The sequence below is a fragment of the Streptomyces specialis genome (genome assembly GCF_001493375.1).
Taxonomy (GTDB): domain Bacteria; phylum Actinomycetota; class Actinomycetes; order Streptomycetales; family Streptomycetaceae; genus Streptomyces; species Streptomyces specialis.
In genome coordinates, this window is sequence record NZ_LN929786.1 from 1 (window position 1) to 6,179 (window position 6,179).

At 68.7% G+C, this 6,179-nt stretch carries 3 protein-coding genes; all 3 read right to left on the minus strand.

All coding sequences use genetic code 11. From position 1 onward, the window contains the following. A partial coding sequence (locus BN2279_RS07020; protein WP_234347536.1) for an ATP-binding protein occupies nt 1-1,266 on the minus strand: 1,266 nt, incomplete at its 3' end. 273 nt (nt 1,267-1,539) lie between these two features. Beyond that, on the minus strand, nt 1,540-2,673 hold the full coding sequence (locus BN2279_RS07030; protein WP_079031940.1) for an abortive infection family protein: 1,134 nt from the start codon (nt 2,671-2,673) through the stop codon (nt 1,540-1,542). 361 nt (nt 2,674-3,034) lie between these two features. Continuing rightward, on the minus strand, nt 3,035-5,518 hold the full coding sequence (locus tag BN2279_RS07035; RefSeq protein WP_059007572.1) for a DEAD/DEAH box helicase: 2,484 nt from the start codon (nt 5,516-5,518) through the stop codon (nt 3,035-3,037). Nucleotides 5,519-6,179: the final 661 nt, after the last annotated feature.

A 6,179-nucleotide genomic window follows, 5' to 3' on the forward strand; every position in this document is an offset into this window, starting at 1 on the left:
GTCAGGCCTGGGGGCGAGGGGGATTTCGGGGTGCTGGGGGTAGTAGGCGTACAAGGCGGCGTGGGTGGTGTGGAGGTACCAGTCGAACAGCCGTTGCGTGGCCGCCTCGCGGCCGGCCTCGGGTTCGTCGGCTGTGGCCTGTTCGGCTGCGTAGGCGCGCAGCAGGTCGTGGAACTGGTAGCGGTCTGGCTCGCTCTCGGTGAGCAGGTGCACGCCGATCAGCCTGTCCAGCTGCCGCCGGGTCTGGGTCACGGTGGTGCCGGTGAGGGCGGCCGCGGCCTCCACGCTGATGGTCGGCCCGGGGTGCAGGCCCAGCAGGCGGAAGACGCGAGCAGTGCCGTCGGGCAGCGCATGGTAGGACCAGGAGAAGACGGTGCGTACGGCGGCGGCCTCGTCGTCGTCGGTGGTCAGCGCGTCCAGTTCCTGGTGCTGGTCGGTCAGTTCCCTGACGAAGTCGGCCACTGCGAGGTGCGGACGGCTGGCGACGCGTTCACCGGCGATCCGCAGCGCCAGGGGCAGACAGGCGCAGCGACGGGCGAGTTCGGCGATCGCCGCAGGCTCCTGCCAGGATCGCTGGGGCCCGATGATGTCGTTCAGCAGGGCGCATGCCTCGTCAGGCGCCAGTACGTCCAGGGTGAGGCGGTGCGCGCCCTCACGCGCGACCAGCCCGGACAGGCGGCTGCGGCTGGTTACCAGCACCAGGCATCCCGGCTCACCGGGCAGCAGGGGACGGATCTGGCCGGGTTCAGCGGCATTGTCCAGGACCACGAGCATCCTCCGCCCGGCCAGCAGCGACCGGTACAGGCCCGCCGCGGCCTCGGTGTCGGGGGGAATCCGCTCACTGGGCACATCCAGCGCACGCAGGAACGCATCCAGCGCGTGATGTGCGGTCAGCGGCGGGCTGGAGTCGTATCCGCGAAGATTGACGTACAACGTCCCGTCCGGGAACTGGTCATGTACCCGGTGTGCCCAGTGCACCGCAAGGGACGTCTTGCCGATGCCGCCTGTGCCGGCGATCGCGGAGATCACTACCGCGGAACCCCGGGTCCCGGCGCTGCCCGCCAGCGCGTCCAGCCGGCTCAGCTCCGCCTCACGGCCGGTGAAATGCGTGACCTCGCGAGGGACTTGCCGCGGCCGCGGCAGCTTCGGTACGCCACGATGGACATGAACCCCACCGGCAATGGTCTGTGCCTGCACGATCTGATCAGCGCTGCCGGTCACCGTATTGGCGACGTCGCCCGGTGGCTTCCCCTCTGCCTGGTCCACCAGCCCTCCCGCCTCAGCGAGTTACCCCCTTGGGTTAGCGCCAGTATCCCCGCAGCCGACACGGGATACCCCCGCCTGTGAGTTCTCGTTCTCGTTGTAGGGGGAGGGGGGCGGTGAGGTGGCCTTCGCGGGCGAGGTACTGGCGGGCGGCGGCTATGCCCCGCTCGAACGACCCGTTGGAGACACCCGTCCGAGCACCACACGGCCGGGTCGGTTCACCGATTGGCGCCTCGACTGATCCACCCGATCTGAGACCAGCGCACGCCGGCACCGCTAGGAAGCGGCGGCCGACGTGGGTGCCTGGGGCTGGGCGGGAACGGCGACTTTCCTCCAGGGCGCCGAGGGGTCTCCCAGGGTGTCCAGCATGAGCTGGCACCAGGTGATGGCCGCGTTAGCAGCCAGCTGGGCGTGGCGGGCTCCCAGGTTCGTGGGCGCGCTGGCCTGGCCGTGTCCGGTGCCGTACCCACGGTTGCGAAGTTCCGCCACGCCGACGGCGATCGAGGCCACACCGCCGAGGATCTTCTTGACCGCGTCCGTTCCGTCCGGGCCGGGGGTGACGGACGAGGCATCAAGGCGGAGAGCCTTCTGAGCCTGTTTGACGAGGGCTGGAACCTTCGCCTGTTCGTCGATGGCGATTCCCCGTTCTCGGAGTACGGTCTTCGCGGTGGCCTCGATCAGTTGCTTGGCGCTTCCGATCGCGGCAGCAGGGTCGTCTGCGATAGTGCGGCTGACCCGCTCCAGTTCCGCGAGGATGCCCGACGGGTCGGTCAGTTTATCCAGGTGCCCCGTCGTGACGGGTCGATGTAGCCAGGAGATCCGTCCGCGCTCGTCTACGCTCAGGCCGTCGCGTTCCAGCTTTACGGTGACTTCCTCCAGCCAGTGGCCCTCCCAGCCGCTCTGTCGGCAGTGGCGGATGAAATCCTCGAAGACGAGAAGAGCACGGGAGACCTGGGCGTAGTCCGTCCAGTCGACCGCAGCGGCGTACGTCTCGAACGTGGTGCGGCGCACACTGCTGTCGTCGTAGTTGAGTTCGTCCTCGGGAACAGGGGCGAAGTTGTGGTTTTGCCACGCCTCCGCCACAAGGCGCACCGTCATGTCGGTCGCCAGGGAACGGAACTCGTTGCGTGTCGCGCGGCTGACCAGGTCTCTGCGGTACGACGACATGATCCGACGATACGGCCGGCCGCTGACCTCGGAGGCGGAATTTCCCGACTCCGACCACGGCTTCCCGTCGACCTCTGGGAGGTGGCCGACCCCGCGGCGGCTGTTGCACGAACGGCAGAGCGTGCGCAGGTTCTCCATGCCGTGTCGGCCGCCTGTCGACTGGTGCCGTATGTGATCGGTGGTGAGGTCATCTTCGGAACCGCATGCGAGACACCGATAGCCGTCGCGCCTGAGGACGGCCATCCGTGTGGATTGGCGGGGCCGTCGCGGAAGCACCTCATGAGCACAGCAACCGCAGACGCTCGCAGGGACGAATGACGGGTCGTCGCCCCATGCACGCGGGTCGGCGTAGTACTCGTCGGGATCCTCCGACACTTCATGGCATCCGCAGGTACATCCCGGGAGCCTCTCATAGCTGGTGTACGTGTCCTTGGAACTCACCACGTCAGCCTAGAAATGCCTCGAGCACGGAGTCACCACGTCGTGAGGGCGGCGAACCGACACAGTGCCCTGCCTCGCCTTCCTTCGGGCTGACAGGACGGGGCGCGGCCGCCGTCCGCCGACGGCTGCACCCGTTCCCGGCGAGGCTCGGGCAGGCCGCCGGTCAGATCCCGAGTTCGTCGAGTGCGTTCTGCTGTTCGGTGCTGAGCCGGTCTCGTCTCGACCTCATGTTGCTGCGCCATACCCCGAGCCGGACGGCCATGGTCCCGGGCTGCTTCTGCTCCTGGTCCTCGCCGCCGTCGGCCCTCGCCTCTTTGTCGAGGGCGAGGTGTTCGACGTGGTTGCGGGGGACGGTGAGGTGTCCTTCGCGGGCGAGGTATTGGCGGGCGGCTGCGAGGCCGCGTTCGAATGTCCCGTTGCGGCCGGACGGGGGCTTCCTGGCGGCCGGTACGGGTACGGCGCCCGCGTTCCCCGTGGCCGCCTGTGTGGGGGCCGCTGAGGGCGCTTGGAGCGGGGTGACGCCCAGGCCCTCGAGGAGTTCGCGCTGTCCGGCCGTGAGGTGTTTCCAGCCCTGCCGCTGCCGTTTGAGCCACGTCCCGACGTCGCCACCGGCGAAGGTGACGCCCGGCAGGATGTCTTCCGCGTCCGCGCCGCCGTCGACGCACTGCTGGACGCCGGCGTAGGTGCGCTGCCACTCGACCGGCCAGGCCGGGTTCCAGTGCGGGTCGATCGCCACCAGCTGCTCGGCACGCCGCGCCGCCCGGGCCGGGTCCTTGCCGAGCCCGCCGTCCCGGCGGAGGTTGGCCAGCATCATGCCTACCGGCCGGCCCAGGATGGTGGCCGACCTCGGCGCGGCCAGCGTCCCGTACTCCTGGTAGTAGGTCCGCAGCACCGCGAGGGTCTCTTCCCACGCCAGTTCGCGTTCGTCCCAGACCATGCCGAGTTTCTCCAGCCGGTCGGCGCGCCGGGAGGGCATCGCCCCGGCCTGGAACGTCTTGCGCTGATCGGCCGTCCACTGCCCCAGCGGATACGCCCCCTCAACGTGCGAGAAGGGCACCCGGGCGTGGCCTTCCCGCTTGGCGTAGGCGCGCAGCGCGGCCAGGCCGCGTTCCCAGTCCTGGCGTTCGGTGTCGATGACGTTGTACGCGATCCACTCCGCCACGAGCGCCGGGTCGCGGCGTGAGGAGAACCGCAGCAGCAACCGGGACTCGTCCTCGCCGTCCTCGGGCGGCGGCCCGATGGTGGTGCTCAGCGTATCGGGAGCATTCGTCTGAGGAATGGCGAGCAGTTCCAGGGCCTGTTCGTCGTGCGCCCGCAACCCCTGGAGGACCTTGGTGAGCGGCTTGTACGAGGCCGAGGTGAACATGTCCTCCGGTTGCTCACCCGGTGCGAGAAACACCGGCACGATCAGGGAGGCTAGCTTTCCTTCCCCCGGCTTCTGCCGCAACGCCCGCCCGATCGCCTGCACGATATCGACCGGCGATCCCTTCGGGTCCAGAAAAGCAACCGAATCCACCGCCCTGATATCAACACCTTCCCCGAGGACCTTGCAATTACAGAGAATGGCAAGCCCCGCCCGCGTTGCGAATTCCCCCAGGACTTCCCGGCGGTGTCCGGAGTCGTGATCGCCCTTCAGCCACCCGGCCCACACCCGCGCCAGGTACCGCTCCGGGTCGGCCTGGTGCAGCTTCCTCGCGACCGCCGGCAGCCCGGCCGCGAACGCCTGCGCCTCGACCGTGCGGTGATGGAACGTGATCATCGTGCGCAGGTCGTGCTCGCGGGCGGTCTTCAACATCGCCGCCTGCAACGCCCCGAGGCGCAGGCCGCGGATCTCCTCCTCGCGCCGCTCCGGGCCGTACAGGCGGTGCGGGGGGAGCTGCGGGTCGGCCAGCTCGACCACGATGATCTGATACCGCGCAAGCAAACCACGGGCCACACCCTGCGCCAGCGTCATCCGGTAGACCACCGGCCCGAAGATCACCGGATCGTCCATGCTGGCGGCCAGCTCCTCCGGCAGCGGATCCCGGACGCCCTCCCGCACCTCCCACGACGGCCGCTCCTGCCAGATCCGCGGCGTCGCCGTCAGATACAACCTCCGCAGCGACGGCAGCAGCCCATTGTCGTGCACATCCGCCCACGCCTTCCCCAGCGACCCGGAAGTCCGGTGCGCCTCATCCACCACCACCAGGTCGAACGGCACCATCGGAAGGCCGTAGGAGCCCTCGAACGCCGCCGTCAGCACCGGCAGCGACGAGTACGTGGCGTACACCGTCACAGCGCCGGAGCCGTGCCACAGCGCCAGTTGCGGCGCGCTCGTCGTCACCCGCACCTTCGCCGCCCACAACGCCGGATCACCAGTGAGCGAACACACCGCCACCGCCGGCCCCTTGTGCCCGGCCGCCTGCCACGCCAACACCGTCTGCGTCAGCAGATCCAACGTCGGCACCAGAACCAGCACCCGCCCATTCCTGGCCACCCGCCGCGCCGTATCAGCAGCAACCAGCGTCTTCCCCGAACCGCACGGCATCACCACCGTCGCCCGCAATCCACCAGCCGGGATACGCTTCCCCGGCGGGATATCCAGAGCGCGCGCCGCCGCCTCGGTGGCCTCAATCTGGTGATCAAAGCGCTTCATCGGCGCCGCCATTCCGTTCCTCCTGACGGGAATTCAAGGTATGAGAAAAGGCAGAGGTTTCCCGCCGTACGATCAGGAGGCCGTTCCAAGTTCCCGTAGCTACACAGATGCATCACACGGGGGGTGGCGCACCGAGAGGGAATTATGATGCATGCCACCCTACCACACCGGCCGCTGCGCAGGGACCACTTTCCGGGGCATGAAGGGATCGACGCAGGCCATACGGGCGGCCCAGGAGGGAAGCTGACGACGTGTCGCCCGGTGCCCGTCCACCCGCCCCGGGCCCGCTCGGGACGCTGCTCCCGGTCCACGGTAGTCCGGGGCTCGACCCTGCCGGATCTTCCCAACAGGGGGCCACTGGCCTGGAATTCCTGTATCTACACAGCCCGCCGCGTGATGCACTCGCCCCTCACTCCGCCCGGCTTCCTCCTAGCCAGCCGTCTTTTCCGCCGGAGCGCAGCGGAGGCGGGGAATTCGCGCGGAGCGCGAATTCCATCGCTTCTCGCAATACTCGCGAAGCGGGTATTGCGGTCCGGCGCAACGCGCCGGACTCCCGGGCTCTTATACAAATCTGGCGCCGGCGACGGAGAGGGAAGGGGGAGTAGAGGGGGGGAGCGGGGGCATAAAAAAAAAACGATAACGAGAGGTGCAAAGAGAGAGGGTGAAGAGGAGA

Excerpts from the sequence above, each read along its gene's own strand:
- BN2279_RS07030 (WP_079031940.1), bottom strand. The coding sequence starts at position 2,673 with ATGGCCGTCCTCAGGCGCGACGGCTATCGGTGTCTCGCATGCGGTTCC.
- BN2279_RS07035 (WP_059007572.1), bottom strand. The coding sequence starts at position 5,518 with ATGGCGGCGCCGATGAAGCGCTTTGATCACCAGATTGAGGCCACCGAG.